Raw genomic sequence first — 17,900 nt, 5'->3', positions numbered from 1 at the left:
CCGCTACTGGCCCGGCCGCGCGCCCGAACCCTCGCGCCGGGCCAGGAAGGCCAGGCGTTCGAACAGGTGGACGTCCTGCTCGTTCTTCAGCAAGGCGCCGTGCAGGGGCGGGATCAGCTTGGTCGGATCCTTCTCGCGCAGGACCTGGTCATCGATGTCCTCGACCAGCAGCAGCTTCAGCCAGTCCAGCAGCTCGGACGTCGAGGGCTTCTTCTTCAGGCCCGGCACCTTGCGCATGTCGTAGAAGATGCGCAGCGCCTCGGACACCAGCTTCTGCTTGATGCCGGGGAAGTGGACGTCGACGATGGCCTGCATCGTCGCCTCCTCGGGGAAGCGGATATAGTGGAAGAAGCAGCGGCGCAGGAAGGCGTCCGGCAGCTCCTTTTCGTTGTTCGAGGTGATGATCATCACCGGCCGGACCTTGGCCCTGATGGTCTCGCCGGTCTCGTAGACGAAGAATTCCATCCGATCGAGCTCCTGCAGGAGGTCGTTCGGGAACTCGATGTCGGCCTTATCGATCTCGTCGATCAGCAGCACCGGTCGTTGTTCGCTCTCGAACGCCTCCCAGAGCTTGCCGCGCTTGATGTAGTTCTTGACGTCCTTGACCCGCTCGTCGCCCAGCTGGCTGTCGCGCAGGCGGGTGACGGCGTCGTATTCGTAGAGGCCCTGCTGGGCCTTGGTCGTCGATTTGATGTGCCAGGTGATCAGCGGCGCATTCAGGGCCTTGGCGACTTCGTAGGCCAGAACCGTCTTGCCGGTGCCCGGCTCGCCCTTGATCAGCAGGGGGCGCTCCAAGGCCACGGCGGCGTTGACCGCGACCTTGAGGTCGTCGGTCGCCACGTAGTCGGAAGTGCCTTCGAAGCGCTGGCTCATGCCCATCTCCGCCGGAATCGAGTCCGGTTCGAACAGTTGTTCAAAACGAGCTGATCAAACTACCGGCGCGAACGCCGTTGGCAAGAGCGGATCGCCTCAGACCAGGGGCGCGTCCAGAGCCTCGACGGAAAAGCCCTTGCCCAGAAGCCGCGCCCGCGCCGCGGGCCGGCGCTCGACCCAGTCCTCGGCCAGCAGGCCAAGGCCGATCACGTCGCGGGGCAGGCCGCCCTTGACGACGTGGGCGCGAAAGAGCGCCTCGCGCTGGAAGCCGTGGGTCATATGCAGTGTCCACGCCACTTCATTGGAGGCGAGAACCTCGGCCCACAGCTTGCGCAAGCCCATGGGGCCGAAAGCGTGGTCGATCATCTTGAACTCGGCGAAGCCGCCAAGGCCCGCACCGCGCGGCGCGTCGGGCGCCAGGTAGCGCGCGACGGTCGCGCGACCCTGGTCGCGATCGATGTCGACCAGGCTGTTGAGGCCCGCCGGCCGGCCATCGGCCTCGACGATCCAGTCGCGGCGGCGGGTGTTGGCGGGCAGGGCGTCGAACCAGCGATCGTGCTCGGCGCGACCGATCGGATGGTCGGAATACATGAAGGCGGCGACCGTGGGGTCGTTGCGCCAGGTCAACAGGCGATCGCGGTCGGTCTCGTCGACGGGGCGCAGGGCCGCTCGGATCATCGTCATACCCGCCGGTCGCCGCCCAGCGTCGCCAGGTCCGGCCGGTCGCGCACCAAGGCGCGGACATCGGCCGAGCTGAACGCCGGGGTTATTGGATAAAGCGCGTCATAGACGGCGCGCACGAAAGCCAGATCGTCAGGCCGATCGACGGTCCAGCGCACCTCGCCTTCATCCGCCGCCTGGGCGTGCGCCGCCAGCCGGAAGCGCTCCGGATGGCGGTAGAGATAGGGGGTCACGTGTTCGCGGTCGTAAGGATCGGCCGTCTCGGATGCGGCAAGGCGCAAGGCGGCCGCCTTCATGACCTCGACGTCCAGGCCCTTGGGAAAGGTGCGCGGTTCGGCGACGTTGGACGCGTAGTCCGCGCCGGTCTCGTGGAAGCGATCGATCGTGGCGTCGATCACGTCGGGATCGGCCAGCGGGCAGTCGGCGGTCAGCCGCACCACGGTTTCGACCGGTCCGAAGGCGTCCAGCGCGCCGATGAAGCGGCCCAAGACGTCGTCGAGGTCGCCGCGATGGACAGGAATACCCGCCGCCGTCACGGCTTGCGCCAGCGGATCGTCGTCGGGCCGGATCGAGGTCGCGACCACGATCCGTTCAAGCGCGCGGGCGCGACGCAGGCGCTCGATCTGACGCAGGATCATCGGCGCGCCGGCCAGCGGCGCCAGCACCTTGCCGGGAAGCCGGCTGGACGACATCCGGGCCTGCAGAACCGCCAGGGCCATGGTTCAGCCGGCGACCTTTTCCGCCAGCGCGTCGGCCACCGCGCGCATGGCCGGCTCCCATTCGCTGAAGTTCGGCGGCGAGAAGACCCGCGCTTGCGGGTACCAGGGATACTGGTCGGTGCCCAACCGGGTCCAGACGACCGGTGAGGTGATCATCCAGATCGGCGCGCCGCACGCGCCGGCCAGGTTGATGGTGGCGTTCGAGAAGCCGATCGTCAGATCGACGGCGCAACACAAGGCCGCGACCTCGTCGAGGTCCTGCTTCAGGTCGACGCCCGGCGGCTGCCAGATGTCGACGCCGAACTCCGCCTTGGCGAAAGCGATCTCGTCCTCGCAGTCGCCGTACTGCAGATTGACGAAGGTCACGCCGGGCGTCTCCAGCACCGGACGCCAAGCCTCGAACGGTGAGAACTGACGGGCGCGCTCGGCGTGCAGCTTCAAGCTCTTCCACAACAGGCCGACCTTGGGCCCCGGACCCAGCTTGTCCAGCTCGCCCTTCCAGTAGGCCACGCGCTCGGGGTCGGCGACCAGATAGTGGTCACGCTTTGGGAAGGCCGCGGCGGAAGGTCGCAGGCTGAGCAGGAAATCGCCGATGGCGGCCCAGTAGTCGAAACGGTCCCAGTTCTCGATCTCGGGCGCGGAGCGGTACACGCGGCCTTCCAGCGCCACCGTGCGGTGAACGGTGACCTCGACGTTCGGGAACGAGCGCTGGAAGAGGGGGATGAGGCGCCGCTCCACCGCCAGCGTCAGCGCGCCATCCGGTCCCAGGGCGTCAAGGATATCGGGCAGCATGCTGGCGAACATGACCTCGTCGCCGAGCCCCTGTTCCGTGCTGATCATCAGCGACTTGCCCTTCAGGTCCTGGCCCGACCAGCGGGTTCCGGGGATCCGGAAGCGCGGGGCGTCGCTCAAGGCGGGCGAGAAACGCGCCTCGTAGGCTTCCCAGCCTTCGGCCACCCGGCCCAGGCCCAGCAGGATGGTGGCGCGGGCGAACTGCATCATCGCCACGTCCTCGGTCGATTCAGGGCGCTTGATGGCTTCGTCGCAGTCGGCCAGCGACGCTTCGATCTCGCCCATGTCCAGCTTGGCGAAGGCGCGGTTGTGGTACGCCTTGCCGAATTCCGGCTGCAGGCGCAGGGCCTCGTCGAAGAACACGATGGAGCCGCCGGCGTCGCCGAGATTGCAGAGCACCGTGCCCAGGGTGTTCCAGAGGAGGGCGGCCTCGGGATGGGCGGCGAGCGCGGCTTTCAGCACCTCGATCGCCTCGCCCTCGCGGTTCAGTTCGCGCAGGGCGCAGGCCAGGTTGTTGGCGCCCTCGACGTCGTCGGGGCGGGCGAGGCGATAGTGGGCGAAGAACTTGGCGGCGATCTCCGGCATGTTCATGCGGAAGGCCAGACGGCCCAGGTCGCCGGCCACCGATCCGTGGTCGGCCAGCAGCTGCAGCGCGGCCTCGTAGGCGCGTAGCGACGACGCGAAATCACCGGTCTTCTCGCGCGCGATGGCCAGGATGTGCCAGGCCAGGCCCAGGCGTTCGTCCTTCTCCAGCAGCTTCATGGCCAGCTTGTCAGCCTTGGCGTAGTCGCGCAGGCTGACGGCTCGGATGGCGCGAGCCAGGGCCTTGCCGTTCTCGGCGTTCTTGGTTTCCTGGGCGGCGCGGTTCAGCCGATCCAGGGCCTCGGCCGAGGCCGAGTCGCCGACGGCGCTGGCGATGACGCTACGATGCACCGCCGCGGCCCCGACATCGGCCTGGGCGAGGGCGCTCGCGGAGCTTTCCAGGGCGTTCTTACGGGACATGGAGCGGACCTTAGACTCTGCTGTTAACCATGTTTTGAGGCGCTATGCTTAATTGAGTCCTAAGCTGCGGCTCTCGGTCGCAAGGACGATCGCATCGGGCGGTCGGCTGGATGCGGCAAGACAGCGTTAATACGTCTCGCCTAGCGTGCCGCTCAAGCCGTCGTCATCGACGGGTTCGGGCTAAGCGGCGTCAACGAAGGAGCGGCCTTAAGTGCCTTTGAAGCTGTCGCTGAAGCCCGGCGAAAAATTCGTCCTCAACGGCGCCGTGGTCCAGAATGGAGACCGGCGCGGTGTTCTGGTGCTCCAGAACAAGGCCTCCGTCCTTCGCGAGAAGGACATCATGCAGCCGGACCAGGTCACGACGCCCGCGCGTCGGATCTATTTCCCGGTGATGATGATGTACCTGGAAGAGGGTGCGGCGGAAAAGTTTTATGAGGAATTCGCCACCCGCCTTAACGATTTCATGGGGGTCGTGCGTAATCCTGGGATTCTCCAGGACTGCATCGCGGTCTCGAAGCACGTGATGGCGCGAGAATACTACAAGGCTCTAATGTTGAGCCGTAAGTTGATTGAATACGAAGACGAGAGGTTGGGGCATGTCTCTTCGGGCGTATCAGCAGGCGGCGACGCGGGCTGAGAATCCCCGTGAAATGGAGTACCGCCTGTTCGGGCAGGTGACGCGCGCCCTCATGGACGCGTCACAGGCCCCGGCGGACGACTTCGTCACGCGGATCGACGCATTGGACTGGAATCGCAAGGTCTGGTCGGCCTTGGCGACCGACTGCGCCTTGCCGGAAAACCAGCTGCCGATGGAAATGCGGGCCAGCATCATTTCGCTGAGCCTGTGGGTCGGTCGTCACTCCAGCGCCGTGATGCGCAAGGAGGAGGACTTCGAGCCCCTGATCGAGATCAACCGCATGATCATGCAGGGCCTGGCCGGCCGCCCGGAAGCGGCCTGACCTTATCTTGGCGGCCAGCCCAGGCGGCCGCCTGATTCTTCGGTTTCCGCAAGGCTGAACGTCTTGCCTATCACCTCCGGAAAAACCTGCCGCCCGGCGAATCCTGCATTCGCCGGGCGGTGCCGTTTCTGGCGTCAGTGACTACGTAAATCTAATAAAATCATAGACTTACCGCATGGCCCCGAACGCGGTTCGGTTGGCCCGTCCTTTGCGATGGTTCGCGTGGGGCAAAACGCCCGACCGGCTCTACGCCGGGTAAATCCGACCAAAACGGTAGGTATCCCATGCTGAACTCTATCAACACCAATGCTGGTGCGCTTCTGGCGCTCCAAAATCTCAACGCCACCAACACGGAGCTCGCCACCACACAGAGCCGTATCAACACCGGCAAGAGGATCGCTACCGCCAAGGACAATGGCGCGATCTGGTCGATGGCCAAGATGCAAAGCGCGAGCTCGAGCTCGTTGAACTCCGTGAAGGATTCTCTCCAACGCGGTCAGTCGACGATCGATGTTGCTCTCGCCGCAGGCGACACCATCACCGATCTGCTCACGAAGATGAAGGAAAAGGCTCTGGCCGCTTCCGACACCTCGCTGAACACCGCCTCGTTCAACGCTCTTCAGGCGGACTTCGTGTCCCTCCGCGACCAAATTCAAAAGGCCGCTGATAACGCGAAGTTCAATGGCGTCAGCCTCGCCGACGGCAGCACCACGAAGCTGAGTTTCCTGGCCAACGCCGACGGAGACAACTTCACGGTGAATGCTCAGACCCTGTCGCTCGCCGGCTTGGGTCTGGCTGCGGTGACCTTCACCGACGCCGCCGACGCGAAACTGAAGATCGATCTTCTCACGACCGCCTTGCAAACGGCGACGAACAAGCTGTCGTCCCTCGGTACGTCCTCGACGGGTCTGGATACTCACCTGACCTTCGTGGGCAAGCTGCAGGACAGCCTGGACGCCGGCGTCGGCAACCTGGTCGATGCGGATCTGGCCAAGGAAAGCGCCAAGCTGCAGTCGCTGCAAACCAAGCAGCAACTCGGCGTTCAGGCCCTTTCGATCGCCAACCAGACCCCGCAGTCGATCCTGTCGCTGTTCAAGGGGTGAGCCCGATACGCCGGACGGCTGTCAAAAGCCGTCCGGCGCCTCTTTCCTGCTGGGTGCGCAACAAGTGCCCGGCAACAATTGCCTATGTCGAAAGCCTCCCGGCAAAAATTGCCGGGAGGCTTCGTCGTTAATGGACCTATAACGCAGTAATTTCAGTGCTTTGTGTCGGGCGGCGCCGGTAGGCAGGATTGGCCCGGCAATTGCTACAGACCTTTTCGAGCAAAATGCTCCCGGCAGCCAAAATGGCGTCGGACACCTTGAAAAGGAAACTATTCGTAATGGCGCTGAACAGCATCAACACGAACTCCGGCGCGATGATCGCGCTGCAAAACCTGAACAGCACGAACTCGGAGCTGCAGGTCGTCCAACAGCGCATCAACACCGGCAAGAAGGTGGGCAACGCCAAGGACAACGGGGCCATCTGGGCCATGGCCAAGACCCAATCGTCGACCGCCTCGTCGCTGAACGCCGTGAAGGACTCGCTGCAACGCGGTCAGTCCACCATCGACGTCGCGCTGGCCGCCGGCGACACCATCACCGACCTGCTGGGCAAGATGAAGGAAANCGTGAAGGACTCGCTGCAACGCGGTCAGTCCACCATCGACGTCGCGCTGGCCGCCGGCGACACCATCACCGACCTGCTGGGCAAGATGAAGGAAAAGGCTCTGGCCGCTTCCGACACCTCGCTGAACACCGCTTCGTTCAACGCCCTGCAAGCCGACTACATCTCGTTGCGTGACCAGATCGAGAAGGCCGCCACGAACGCCAAGTTCAACGGCATCAGCATCTCGGACGGCTCGACCACCAAGCTGACCTTCCTGGCCAATGCCGACGGCACGGGCTTCACGGTCAACGCCAAGACGCTGTCGCTGGCCGGCCTGAACCTGACGGGCACGACCTTCACCAACGCCGCCGACGCCAAGCTCAAGCTGACCGACATCGCCAACGCGATCCAGACGGCCACCAACAAGCTGGCCTCGCTGGGCACCAGCTCGACCGGCCTCGACACCCACCTGACCTTCGTCGGCAAGCTGCAAGACAGCCTGGACTCCGGCGTGGGCAACCTGGTGGACGCCGACCTCGCGAAGGAAAGCGCCAAGCTGCAGTCGCTGCAAACCAAGCAGCAGCTGGGCGTCCAGGCCCTGTCGATCGCGAACCAGTCTTCGTCGTCGATCCTGAGCCTGTTCCGCTAAGGAATAGAGTGGGGCGGGCCTTCGTGGTCCGCCCCCGCTTTTTCAAGGACCGAAGGACGAGGAGCAACAAGAGGAAAGAGAGGAGGCCGGCAGCAGACGCCGGCAATCAGCAAATGGAACCTAAAGCCGCTCTGTCGGCCCTTCAGATCGAATTCGCCGCTCCCACCGCACTCCCTTCGCACGCCCCGGACCAGTCCGAGGGCGCGAAAGTCGTTGCGGCCGAACCCATGGGTCAGCCGGAGGCGCCCGTCGACGACGGTCCGCAACCGTTCGACCTGCGCCTGGTGATCGAGCAGGACGGCGATACGGGTCAATATATCTACAAGACGGTCGACCGCCGCACCGGCGAGACGCTTCAGCAATTTCCTCGCGAGCAGATCCTGAAGCTGCGCGAAGAGACTCGCTACGCGTCCGGCGCGGTCTTCGACGGCAAGGCCTGAACGCCAGGCTCTAAAGACGGAAGGTCAGGGTGCGACCGCGGGTCGCGGTCCTTAATGGATATGGTTTATATCCGTTAACCATAATCTTACCTTCTGACCTCAAATTCGACGGCGACCAGATCGCGCGTCGAATCGTGCGCGATCGCAACCAACGGCAAAATCGCCGATCGGAGGCCGCGCATGACGCTCAGCGTCAACACGAACCAGCCCGCGCTGATCGCGCTGCAGAACCTGAACCGCACCAACGACGACATGCAGTCGGTGCAGACCCGCATCAACACGGGTCAGTCGATCTCGACGGCCAAGGACAACGCGGCCGTCTGGTCGATCGCCCAGGAGCAGCGCGCGGACATGAGCGCCCTCGGGGCGGTCAAGATGAGCCTGGATCGCGCGACTTCGATCGCCGACGTGGCTCTGGCGGCCGGCGAGTCGGTCTCGGACCTGCTGAAGCTGATGCGTGAGAAGGTGGTGGCCGCCAAGGACACCTCGCTGACCACAACCTCGCTGATCTCGCTGAATTCCGACTTCCAGGGGCTGCTGAAGAACCTCTCGCAGGTGATTTCCAGCGCGGTGTTCGACGGCGCCAACCTGTTGGATGGCAGCCAGCCGGCGGATATGAGCTTCCTGGCCGACGCCGACGCGGCCCAGGCCATCACGCTCAGCCTGCAGAATCTGTCGCTGGGCGGCACGATCAACACCCTGACGGCCACCGACGACATCCTGACGCCGGCCAACGCCGGCGCGGTTCTGACTCGCCTCGACGCGTCGATGAGCGCCGTCAACCAGGCCGTTGGCAATATCGGCACCCAAGCCAAGCAGATCGACGCCCACAACAGCTTCGTCTCCCGGCTGAGCGACGTGCTGGAAACGGGCGTGGGCAATCTGGTGGACGCCGACCTCGCCAAGGAAAGCGCGCGCCTGCAGGCCCTGCAGGTCAAGCAACAGCTGGGCGCCCAGGCTTTGTCGATCGCCAACAGCGCCCCGCAGATCATCCTGTCGCTGTTCAAGGGTTCGTAAGTCTCGCGCCTTGAGTAGGTCTAGGTCCCGACGCCCGGCCGGGCTAAGCTCCGGTTGGGCTTACAGGGGATTCGGCGGCGAGCATGATCGAGCTGCGCGACTTGCGGGACGAAGACGAGACGGTCCTTTTTCGGTGGCGTTCCGAGCCCGAGGTCGACCGGTGGATGTCGGACGCCGACCTGCCTAGCCGCGAGGCTCACGCCGCCTGGTTCCAGGCGCTGCGAACCGATCCCGACATGCGCGGCTGGATGATCACTCGCAGCGAAATTCCCATGGGTCTGCTGACCCTGACCGGCCTGAACAGCCATCACCGCCGCGCCAGCTGGAACTGGTTCCTGGGCTCGGCCGAGGCGCGGGGCAGGGGTGTCGGCCGCGCCGCCCAGGTTCTGGGCCTGGACCGCGCGTTCAGCGAGTTGGGTCTGCACAAGGTGTTCGCCGAGGTGATGGCCGACAACGACGCGGCGCTGAAAGCTCAATCCTCCGCCGGCTTCCGTCGCGAAGGCTATCTGCGCGGCCATGTGCTGAAGGACGGCCGCCCACGCGACGTGGTGCTGCTGGGGATCCTGGCGTCGGAGTGGCAGCTGCTGCGCGAGAGCGCTCGACGGGCCCTGTCCGACGCCAACCTTATCGCCGCTTAAGCCCAATCGTTAACGAGTCGTCAGCGATCCTCGGGCAAAGGTACGAGCGGGGGATTCCGCGTCCCGCTCAGGACAAGCCGTGATCAGTTTCGATTCCAGCATTCTGCTCAGCTACTATCAGGCCCGCTCGGGCGTGACGGGCGCTGGCGCGTCTGGAACCGCGCCCACGCGTTCGTCGGGTTCGAAGGCCGTGGTGCCGACCGCGCCCTGGCTGAGCGGTTCCGCGCCTCCGGCCAGCGAGCTGGTCCGCTCCGCCCTGAGCGGCCGCAAGTTCATCGATGAAGGCGCCAGCGCCTCCGGCCTCAAGGGCGTCAGCCCCGACTACAAGAAGCTGTTCGCCACCTACCAGGCGCTGAACACCTTGTCGGCCTTGGCCGCGCGAGCCGGCGAGAAGAACGTCACCGACGGCGAGATCTCGCACCTGCAGACCGCCATGGCCAAGGGGCTGGGCGAGATCAGCAACTACGTCCAGAACCTGTCGCTCGATCAGATGCGCCTGACGACCGGCGCGGTCATGACCAGCGACAAGGGCACGGTGGGCGTGCCCAAGGCCACCTACAGCTACACGACCGACAAGCTCTATAGCGGCCAGGTCGACGACGAGGTGCCTCAGTTCCAGGGCGCGGTCTCGTTCGACGTCGCCATCAAGAGCTTCGGCGCCACCAGCAACGTGACCATGGACCTGTCCGAGATGGGCTCGACGCCCCGGACCATGTCCAACGTCGTCACCTACATGAACGGCAAGCTGAAGACGGCCGGATTCAACACCAGCTTCTCGGTGCAGCGCACGACGGGCGAGGAACGCACCGTCCAGGTCAACGGCAAGCCCGTGAAACTGCCGGCCACCGGCGACGACTTCGCCCTCAGGGTCAATGGCGACTCGGTCGAGCAACTGACCTTCAGCGCGCTGACCACGGCGCCGGCCGTCTACGTGACCACCAGGGCCGGCGACCCGGATCCCGACAAGGATACGACGACCGACGACGGCGTCTTCGAGACCACCCTGACCAAGTACAGCGCCGCCGGAACTGGCGCGGGCCCCGGGGCGGGCGCGCCGGGCGGCAAGGTCTTCAGCGAGACCCTGCAGGGCACGATCTCCAGCGTCCGCAAGTCGGTGACCGGCGCGGACGGCTCGGTCTACATGCTGGCCGACGTCGATACGGCGGTGGACGGCAAGACCGACATCAACGGCCAGACCATCAAGGGCGAGAGCGACGTCGCGCTGCTGAAGTACGACAGCGCCGGCCATCTGTTGTACGCCCGCACCCTGGGCGCGACCGACGAGGCCAGCGGCCTGTCTCTGGCCGTGTCCGACGACGGCAGCGTGGCCGTGGCCGGTTCGGTCAGCGGCCGCCTGGCGGGCGCGGTCAACGGCCCGATCAACAACGGCGACAGCTCGACTGTCAGCGACAGCTTCGTGACCCGCTACGACGCCAGTGGCGACGAGCAATGGACGGTGCGCCGCGGCGGACTCCAGGAAGACGAGGCCACGGCCCTGGCCTTCGGCTCCGATGGCGTCCTCTATGTCGGCGGGCGCAGCAAGTCGGATCTCCCGAGCGCGACGGGCGCGGACCCGTCCGGCGGGTGGGACGCCTATCTGTCGGCCTTCGCCACGGACGTCAACGGCCAGCCCAAGGCGCTGTTCACCCAGAAGTTCGGCACCACCGAGAACGATTCCGTCTCTGGCATCGTCGTCAACGGCTCGCAGGTCATCGTCGGCTCCAAGGAGAACGGCGAAGCGATGTTGCGCAGCTTCGACGTCACGCCGTCGGTCGTGACCGAGAACGTCACCAAGCTCGACCAGTACGGCGCCTACCAGAGCGTGCCGGTCACCTACACCAAGACCGCCACGGTCACCGCCGGCGCGACGCGCGACCTCGGCTCGCTGAAGGGCGGCGAGATGGTGGGGCTGAAGATCGACGGCGGGCAGCTCTATGTCGGCGGCTACACGGCCAACAATCTGATGTCGATCAATGGCGCGACGACCGCGCCATCGGGCGGCATGGACGCCTTCGTCGGCCGCATGTCGCTGGACATCAGCGACAACAACGCCGACACCCTGACCTACTACGGCGGCACCGGCGACGACACGGTCACCGGTTTCGACGTCTCGAACGGCACGGCCTGGCTGGTCGGTTCGGCCGGCGCGAACCTGGATGGCCAGACGACCGTCGGGACCAAGGACGGCTACGTCGCCCAGGTCAATGTCGGCACCGGCAATGTCGACTGGAGCCAGCGCCTGACCGGCAAGGATGGCTTCGCCACGCCGACCTCGGTGGCGGTCTCCGCGTCCGGCGCGTCCAGCCTGGACGCCTTCGGCCTGCCCAGCGGCAAGATGGATTTCAGCCAGTCCGATCGCATCGTCTCGGCCACCGCGGCGCGGGCTGGCGACACCTTCCAGATCCGCACCCGCGAGCGCGGCGCGCTGACCACGATCAAGATCGAGGCGAACGACACGCTCGAGACCCTCGCCGACAAGATCAAGCGGGCGTCGGGTTTCCGGGCCAAGGTCGAAGTCTCCAGCAGCGGCAACAGCCGGGTGCTGAAAATCAGCCCGGCCTCGAACACCTCGACGATCGAGATCGTGGCGGGCAAGGGCGGCACCGACGTCCTGACCTCGCTTGGCCTGGCCGGCGGCGTCGTGCGGGCTACCAAGACCGACGACGGCAAGACAGTTTCGGCCGACGGCAGCGGTCCGGTCTATGGCCTGAGCTTGCCGCCCGAACTGGACCTAACTAGCGACGCGGGGCGCAAGAACGCCAGCATGGTCATCCAGCGCGCCATGTCCGCGGTCCGCAGCGGCTATCGCGAGATCGCCGACACGGCCATGGGAATCAAGAGCGAGAGTTCGACCGCCGGCAAGACCGGCGGCACGGTGCCGGCCTATCTGACGGCCCAGATCTCGAACTACCAAGCGGCGCTGAACCGCCTCACGGGCGGCGGATAACGCGTTTCTCCACCCCGTCGTGCTTGAAAGCGTCATCGACGCGTCGTAGCCAGGGGCATGGACTTTCTGAAAGATCGACGGATCATCCTGGCCGGCGGCGGCGCGCTCGCCCTGCTGGCGGGCCTGGGCATCGCCGTGGCGCTGATGACGGGCCATGACAAGAAGCCGGATGAAGCCCCGCCGGCTTCGCGCGCCGGGCTGATCGTCGAGACCGGTCGCGACGACGACAGCAAGCTGGACCCCGCGCGGCCGCTGCGTTGCTTCGTGGGCGGGACCTTCGTCGGGGAGATCACTCTAGCCGAGTGCGCCAAGAAGAACGGCGTCGCCACCGGCGCCCTGGATGTCGGCGTCGACGAGACCGGGGCCCTGGCTGCCGCCGACCAGGCCGGCACGGTCCTGACGCCGCTGCCGCCGACCCCGACCGTCTCCGCGCCCGCCGCGACCACGCCGTCGAATCCGAGCGCGCCGACGACTCCGGCCAGCGCCTCGGCCAACGCGCCTCTGGGCGCCTGCTGGCGCTACGCCGGCAACGAGTGGCGCCGCCTGCCCGGCGAGATCACCCTGAACGCCTGCGCCCAGCAGCTGTTCAACGGCCGCTGCGAGCGGACCGGCGGGGCGACCTACGGCCGTTGGGGCGAGGAGACGCTGCGCCTGGTGCCCGGTCGCATCGAGATCTCGTCGGACAACCGCAGCTTCCACACCGCGTTCGATCAGGGGCCTAACTGCTCTGTTCCGAGCGCCGGATAGGTTTATAAGTGTAATCCATGAAGAAGACCGTCCTCGCCGTCGCCGCACTCATCGCCTCGGGCCTCGCGCTCACGGCGTGCGAGAAGCAGATCAAGCCGCCGTTCGAGACGGGCGTCTGCTTCCATGTGGTGACCAACAAGGACGGCTCGCTGCGCTACAACCCGGTGGCGCGCAACGTGCCGCAGATGGAAGAGTGCGCCGCCACGCTGGAAGGCATGCGCATCCGCTTCGTCCGCATGGGACAGTCCAACAACCGCGGCATGGTCGGCGCCTATCAGGGGTCCTTCATCTTCATCGAGAAGGAAGGCATCTATCTGGGCCAGACCTATGACGGGCCGCGCTTCATGTCGCTGGTCCGCACGGGCGACGGCCGCCTGGCGGTGCCCGGCGCCATTCGCCGGGTCCCGGCCCAGTAGAGCTCGGAAAAGCCGGGCGACGGCGGCTCCGTCCACAGCCGTCTTCGTCGTCCACAAGAACGTATTGAGAACAAAACTTGCGCCCGCTTGGCGTCTTCGTTAACGTCTCGCTCCAGATTCCGGCGCGAGGGTCGCCGGGCGAGAGCAAGGTCAAGTGATGGCGGGAAGCGTCAACAAGGTCATTCTGGTGGGCAATCTGGGGGCCGATCCCGAGATCCGCAGCCTGGGTTCGGGCGACCGCGTCGCCAATCTCCGCATCGCCACGTCCGAAAGCTGGCGCGACCGCACCAGCGGCGAGCGCAAGGAGAAGACCGAATGGCACCGCGTGGTCATCTTCAACGACAACCTGGTGAAGGTGGCCGAGCAATATCTGCGCAAGGGCTCGACGGTCTATATCGAGGGCGCGATTCAGACCCGCAAGTGGACCGACAACACCGGCGTCGAAAAGTACTCGACCGAGATCGTGCTGCAGAAGTTCCGCGGCGAGCTGACCATGCTGGGCGGTCGCGGCGATAGCGCCGGCGCGTCGGCGGGCGGCGGCGACGAGTACGGCGGCGGCTATTCGGGCGGCGGCGGCTCCAGCTTCGGCGGCGGCGGCGCCCCGCGCAGCCAGCCCAGCGGTCCGCGCGAGAGCTTCTCGGCCGACCTGGACGACGAGATCCCGTTCTAAAGACCACGGAAAGTGGAAAGCCTTCGGCGGCCTTAGAGCCGACGGCGGCGCTCCACGGGGGCGAGCGGCGGGCGCACCGGAAACGGTCGCCCGCCGCTTTCGTTCAAGACTGTCATCGCGGCCAACCGTCGGGCTTCGCCCGGATGACACGACTAGAGCAGTATCTCCGGCCGCGCCCACCGATACCGCACCACCTCGATCTCACGTCCGCCGGGAACCTGCTCGGCATAGCGCGCCGCCTCGACGCCGCCCTTGCGCTCGTAGAACTTCAGCGCCGCGGCGTTCGGCGCGTAGACCTCCAGGTTCAGGGGCGCGCCGCCGTGCTCGTCGACCAGCCACCGCGCCACGCCGCTCAGCAGGGCCGAGCCCAGGCCGCCGCCCTTGCGCTCGGGCGCCACGTGTAGATTGTCGAGCAAGGCCCCGACTTCAGGCTTGAGGCGTAACGAGGCGTAGGCCAGGCCGACCGGCGCGCCGGCGTCCATCGCCGCCAGGATCACGTCGTTCGCCGGGTCGAAGTCCTTGAACCGTCCGCGCCAGATGACGCGCGAAACATGGAACAACTCATCGTCCAGATAGGCGTCGCCGTAGAGGCCGCGATAGGCGACCTGGCGGCTGCGGGTGTGCAGGTCGGCGATGGCGTCCGCCTCGTTTCGAGACGCGCCGAGTCGGACGAGAACAGGCTCCATGGTCGTCAGGGGAAGCGTTTTGCGCCGCGAAGACAAGTCGTCCCGATCGTCCGGTCGCGGCTCAAGTCGCGGCTTTCGCGCGCCCCTGATCGAAACTTGGCCAAGCCTGCCGGGCGGACAACGTTGTCATTGGAATTATTTGCCGAATTCTCATGTTGTCGCTCGGAACGCGAACCGCCAGTGGACGCGTTCTTGGACGAAGTGCTACTGAGACGCCCGGATATTGCACTGCGGGATCACGACAAAGCAGCGCTGTTCCAAGGTGAGACGACCCCCATAGAGGGGCGCGGCCTTTTTCACTTATCGCAGGGTGAACACAAAGATGCCGGTTGATACGCTGACGAAGGCCCGCTGGGTTTATGCTTTCGGCGGAGGCGGCGCGGATGGCGACGCCTCGATGAAGAACCTCCTCGGAGGCAAGGGCGCCAATCTCGCGGAGATGTCGGCGCTGGGCCTGCCGGTGCCGCCAGGCTTTACGATCACGACCGAAGCCTGCGTCCACTACTACGCCAACGGCCGGCAATACCCGGCCGAGCTGGCCGAGCAGGTGAAGGTCGGCCTCGCCAAGGTCGAGGAGATCACCGGCAAGACGTTCGGCGACGTGGCCAACCCGCTGCTGGTCTCTGTGCGCTCGGGCGCCCGGGCCTCGATGCCGGGCATGATGGACACGGTGCTGAACCTGGGCCTCAACGACGAGACCGTCGAAGGCCTGGCCAAGCTGTCGGGCGACCGGCGCTTCGCCTATGACAGCTATCGCCGCTTCATCCAGATGTACTCGAACGTCGTGCTGAACCTCGAGCACCATATGTTCGAGGAGATCCTGGACGATCACAAGGATCGCCTGGACGTTCAGGTCGACACCGGCCTCACGGCCGACGACTGGGCCGAGGTGATCAAGGACTACAAGGCCGCCGTGCGCGACCAACTGGGCAAGCCCTTCCCGCAGGACGCCCAGGAGCAGCTGTGGGGCGCCGTGGGCGCCGTGTTCGCCAGCTGGATGAACGACCGGGCCAAGTTCTATCGCCGCATGCACGACATCCCCGAGAGCTGGGGCACGGCCGTGAACATCCAGTCGATGGTGTTCGGCAACATGGGCGAAACCTCGGCGACCGGCGTGGCCTTCACGCGCAACCCATCGAACGGCGACAACCGCCTGTACGGCGAGTTCCTGATCAACGCCCAGGGCGAGGACGTGGTGGCGGGCATCCGCACGCCGCAGTCCCTGACCAAGGCCGCCCGCGAGGAGATGGGCGACGTTGCTCCCTCGATGGAAGAGGCGATGCCGGAGGTGTTCGCCCAGTTCAAGTCCGTGGTCGAGACGCTGGAGCGTCACTACCGCGACATGCAGGACATCGAGTTCACGGTGGAGCAGGGCACGCTCTACATGCTGCAGACCCGCAACGGTAAGCGCACGGCCAAGGCCGCGCTGAAGATCGCGGTCGACATGGCGGCCGAGGGCGTGATCGACAAGGAAGAGGCCATCGGCCGCGTCGAGCCGGCCTCGCTGGACCAGCTGCTGCACCCGACCATCGACCCGACCGCCCACCGCGACGTGATCACCACGGGTCTGCCGGCCTCGCCCGGCGCGGCGACCGGTAAGATCGTCTTCGACAGCGACGCCGCCGAAAAGGCCGCAGCCGCCGGCGAGGCCGTGATCCTGGTGCGCGAGGAGACGAGCCCCGAGGACATCCACGGCATGCACGCCGCTCGCGGCATCATCACCGCCCGCGGCGGCATGACCAGCCACGCCGCCGTCGTGGCGCGCGGCATGGGCCGAGCCTGCGTCTCCGGCGCCGGCGACGTCTCGATCTTCCCCAAGGAAGGCCTGTTCCGGGTCCGTGGCCGCGAGTTCAAGGCTGGTGAGATCATCACCATCGACGGCTCGACCGGCGAGATCCTGGCGGGGTCGCCCAAGATGATCGAGCCCGAGCTGACCGGCGACTTCGCGACCCTGATGGGTTGGGCCGATCAGGTCCGTCGCCTGAAGGTGCGGGCCAACGCCGAGACGCCGCTGGACGCCAAGACCGCCCGCCAGTTCGGCGCGGAAGGCATCGGCCTGTGCCGCACCGAGCACATGTTCTTCGACGACACCCGGATCGCCGCCGTGCGCGAGATGATCCTGGCCGACGACGAGAAGGGCCGCCGCGCCGCCCTGGCCAAGATCGCCCCGTTCCAGAAGGCCGACTTCGTCGAGCTGTTCACGATCATGGAGGGCTTGCCGGTCACGATCCGCCTGCTGGATCCGCCGCTGCACGAGTTCCTGCCGCACACCGAGGAAGACGTCGAAGCCGTGGCCCAGGCCACGGGCCTGGACGCCGCCAAGTTGCTGCGCCGCGCCAAGGAGCTGCACGAGACCAACCCGATGCTGGGCCACCGCGGCTGCCGGCTGGGCGTCTCGTATCCCGAGATCTACGAGATGCAGGTCCGCGCCATCCTCGAGGCGGCGTGCGAGATCGCCAAGTCGGGCAAGGCCGCGCCGGTGCCGGAAATCATGCACCCGCTCGTCGCCAAGGGCGAGGAGATGAAGTACCTGCGCGACCTCACCGACCGGGTCGCCAAGGCGGTGCTGGAAGAGCAGGGCGTCGACCTGCAATACACCGTGGGCACGATGATCGAGCTGCCTCGCGCGGCCCTGCGCGCCGCCGACCTGGCCGCCAACGCCGAGTTCTTCAGCTTCGGCACCAATGACCTGACCCAAACGACGTTCGGCATCAGCCGCGACGACGCTGGCAAGTTCCTGGGCGCCTACATCGAGAAGGGCATCTTCGAGAAGGACCCGTTCGTCAGCCTCGACCAGGAAGGCGTCGGCGACCTGATCCGCATCGCCGCCGAGCGCGGCCGCGCGGCGCGCCCCGAGGTCAAGCTGGGCATCTGCGGCGAACATGGCGGCGACCCGGCCTCGATCAGTTTCTGCGAGAAGGTCGGCCTCGATTACGTGTCGTGCTCGCCCTATCGGGTGCCGATCGCCCGGCTGGCGGCGGCCCAGGCGGCGCTCGCCAACAAAGAATAAGAGCTGA

Annotated in this window: 17 protein-coding genes and 1 pseudogene; 13 read left to right on the top strand and 5 right to left on the bottom strand. The window is 66.2% G+C overall.

Annotation, left to right across the window (positions count from 1 at the left end; genetic code table 11):
- Nucleotides 1–3: 3 nt before the first annotated feature.
- The 4 genes from ASC70_RS16130 to ASC70_RS16115 form a co-directional block, all read right to left on the bottom strand.
- Nucleotides 4–873, bottom strand: a complete 870-nt coding sequence (locus tag ASC70_RS16130; protein WP_056051776.1) for a MoxR family ATPase — start codon at nt 871–873, stop codon at nt 4–6.
- A 96-nt stretch (nt 874–969) separates the two neighbouring features.
- The gene (gene pseH, locus ASC70_RS16125; protein ID WP_056051773.1) at nt 970–1,557 is read right to left on the bottom strand and encodes a UDP-4-amino-4,6-dideoxy-N-acetyl-beta-L-altrosamine N-acetyltransferase; all 588 of its coding nucleotides are present in this window, start codon (nt 1,555–1,557) and stop codon (nt 970–972) included.
- Nucleotides 1,554–2,273, bottom strand: a complete 720-nt coding sequence (locus ASC70_RS16120; RefSeq protein ID WP_056051771.1) for a cytidylyltransferase domain-containing protein — start codon at nt 2,271–2,273, stop codon at nt 1,554–1,556. Before ASC70_RS16120 ends, pseH (ASC70_RS16125) begins: the two co-directional genes overlap by 4 nt.
- 3 nt (nt 2,274–2,276) lie before the next feature.
- Nucleotides 2,277–4,067 carry a tetratricopeptide repeat protein gene (locus ASC70_RS16115; RefSeq protein ID WP_056051768.1) on the bottom strand — a complete coding sequence of 597 codons (1,791 nt, stop codon included), beginning with the start codon at nt 4,065–4,067 and terminating at the stop codon, nt 2,277–2,279.
- A 211-nt stretch (nt 4,068–4,278) separates the two neighbouring features.
- Between ASC70_RS16115 and flbT the strand changes: the two genes are divergently transcribed.
- The 12 genes and pseudogenes from flbT (at nt 4,279) to ssb (ending at nt 14,197) form a co-directional block, all read left to right on the top strand.
- Complete coding sequence (gene flbT, locus ASC70_RS16110; protein ID WP_047405344.1) at nt 4,279–4,704, top strand: flagellar biosynthesis repressor FlbT; 426 nt, start codon at nt 4,279–4,281, stop codon at nt 4,702–4,704.
- Complete coding sequence (flaF, locus tag ASC70_RS16105) at nt 4,664–5,026, top strand: flagellar biosynthesis regulator FlaF (RefSeq protein WP_047405346.1); 363 nt, start codon at nt 4,664–4,666, stop codon at nt 5,024–5,026. Before flbT ends, flaF begins: the two co-directional genes overlap by 41 nt.
- A 284-nt stretch (nt 5,027–5,310) precedes the next feature.
- The gene (locus tag ASC70_RS16100) at nt 5,311–6,129 is read left to right on the top strand and encodes a flagellin (protein ID WP_056051767.1); all 819 of its coding nucleotides are present in this window, start codon (nt 5,311–5,313) and stop codon (nt 6,127–6,129) included.
- Nucleotides 6,130–6,407: 278 nt separating this feature from the next.
- A pseudogene (locus ASC70_RS25670) lies at nt 6,408–6,693 on the top strand (flagellin); the annotation flags it as partial.
- A 1-nt stretch (nt 6,694) separates the two neighbouring features.
- Nucleotides 6,695–7,322 (top strand): flagellin (locus tag ASC70_RS16095; protein WP_235519423.1); only part of this gene is annotated, 628 nt, incomplete at its 5' end.
- 113 nt (nt 7,323–7,435) lie between these two features.
- Nucleotides 7,436–7,762: a flagellar protein FlaG gene (locus tag ASC70_RS16090; RefSeq protein WP_056051763.1), complete on the top strand. Its 327-nt coding sequence runs from the start codon at nt 7,436–7,438 to the stop codon at nt 7,760–7,762.
- A gap of 180 nt (nt 7,763–7,942) precedes the next feature.
- Nucleotides 7,943–8,779, top strand: a complete 837-nt coding sequence (locus tag ASC70_RS16085; protein ID WP_047405353.1) for a flagellin — start codon at nt 7,943–7,945, stop codon at nt 8,777–8,779.
- Between the two features lie 83 nt (nt 8,780–8,862).
- The gene (gene pseH / locus ASC70_RS16080; RefSeq protein ID WP_056051760.1) at nt 8,863–9,417 is read left to right on the top strand and encodes a UDP-4-amino-4,6-dideoxy-N-acetyl-beta-L-altrosamine N-acetyltransferase; all 555 of its coding nucleotides are present in this window, start codon (nt 8,863–8,865) and stop codon (nt 9,415–9,417) included.
- A gap of 79 nt (nt 9,418–9,496) precedes the next feature.
- Nucleotides 9,497–12,364: a hypothetical protein gene (locus tag ASC70_RS16075; RefSeq protein WP_056051758.1), complete on the top strand. Its 2,868-nt coding sequence runs from the start codon at nt 9,497–9,499 to the stop codon at nt 12,362–12,364.
- 57 nt (nt 12,365–12,421) lie between these two features.
- On the top strand, nt 12,422–13,111 hold the full coding sequence (locus tag ASC70_RS16070) for a hypothetical protein (protein WP_056051756.1): 690 nt from the start codon (nt 12,422–12,424) through the stop codon (nt 13,109–13,111).
- Between the two features lie 17 nt (nt 13,112–13,128).
- The gene (locus tag ASC70_RS16065; protein ID WP_056051755.1) at nt 13,129–13,527 is read left to right on the top strand and encodes a hypothetical protein; all 399 of its coding nucleotides are present in this window, start codon (nt 13,129–13,131) and stop codon (nt 13,525–13,527) included.
- 157 nt (nt 13,528–13,684) lie between these two features.
- A complete protein-coding gene (ssb, locus tag ASC70_RS16060; protein ID WP_056051753.1) occupies nt 13,685–14,197 on the top strand; it encodes a single-stranded DNA-binding protein in 513 nt (170 codons plus the stop codon).
- 152 nt (nt 14,198–14,349) lie between these two features.
- Here ssb and ASC70_RS16055 read toward each other — a convergent pair whose 3' ends face one another.
- Entirely contained in the window at nt 14,350–14,883 is a 534-nt protein-coding gene (locus ASC70_RS16055) for a GNAT family N-acetyltransferase (RefSeq protein ID WP_056051751.1), read from the bottom strand.
- A 322-nt stretch (nt 14,884–15,205) separates the two neighbouring features.
- On the opposite strand from ASC70_RS16055, the gene ppdK reads away from it, so the two are divergent.
- Nucleotides 15,206–17,893: a pyruvate, phosphate dikinase gene (ppdK, locus tag ASC70_RS16050; RefSeq protein ID WP_056051749.1), complete on the top strand. Its 2,688-nt coding sequence runs from the start codon at nt 15,206–15,208 to the stop codon at nt 17,891–17,893.
- Nucleotides 17,894–17,900 lie beyond the last annotated feature (7 nt).

The organism is Caulobacter sp. Root343 (genome assembly GCF_001425745.1).
Classification (GTDB): domain Bacteria; phylum Pseudomonadota; class Alphaproteobacteria; order Caulobacterales; family Caulobacteraceae; genus Caulobacter.
Note: the sequence above shows the minus strand (reverse complement) of the source record. Positions and strands in the feature narration are given on the sequence as shown.